This window comes from Roseateles sp. P5_E11 (assembly GCF_054049355.1).
In genome coordinates this window covers 1-770 of record NZ_JBFUMO010001138.1, presented here as the reverse complement: position 1 = coordinate 770, position 770 = coordinate 1, and the positions used below count along the sequence as shown (strand labels likewise).

Here is a 770-nt window from a genome sequence, read left to right as displayed (position 1 = left end):
GCCGCGAACTGGGCCGTGCCCAACGCGTTCAAGTTGTCGGTGGCGAGGTTGGCGAGCTGGGTGTTGGTCAGTGCCTGGACCTGGCCAGACGAAAGATTGGAGAACTGGCTGCTGCTCAGGCTGTTCAGATCGGCCRTACCGAGCGTGTTGACCTGGCTCGTGGTCAGGCTGTTGATCTGGCCGCTGCTGAGCGCGCGCAGCTGGTCGCTGGTGAAGGCGTCGAGCTGGTCGGAGGACAGGTTGCGCAGGGCGCCGGTGGTCAGCGACTTGATGTCGGCCGTCTCGATCGCAGCGATCTGCGCCGTGGACAGGCCGGTCACCTGGGTSGAGTTCAGTGCAGCGACCTGGCCCGAAGTCAGGGCGACCATGTCGCCCGTGGTCAAGCCCTTGATCTGAGCGGTGCCGAGGGAGGCGACCTGCCCGGTGGTCAGCGAGCCGACGGCATCGCTGGCCAGAGCACCGACCTGATCGGAAGACAAGCCGTTGAGGGCTGCGGTCGTGACGGCGCGCAGATCGGCCGTCTCGAGCTTGCCCAATTGGCCAGTGGTCAGCGCACCGAACTGGCTGGACGACAGGGCTGCGAATTGGGCGGTGCCCAGCGCRTTCAGGTTGTCGGTCGCCAGGTTGGCGAGCTGGGTGTTGGTCAGCGCCTGGACTTGGGCCGAGGACAGGTTGGCGAACTGGCCGCTGGTCAGGCTGTTGAGGTCGGCCGTGCCCAGCGTATTGATCTGGCTGGTCGTCAGCGAGTTGATCTGGCCGCTGCTCAGCGC

Annotated in this window: 1 pseudogene; it reads right to left on the bottom strand. The window is 66.1% G+C overall.

Annotated elements, in window-relative coordinates:
- Positions 1 to 770, bottom strand: a pseudogene (locus ACXJKR_RS33935) (heme utilization protein); the annotation flags it as partial.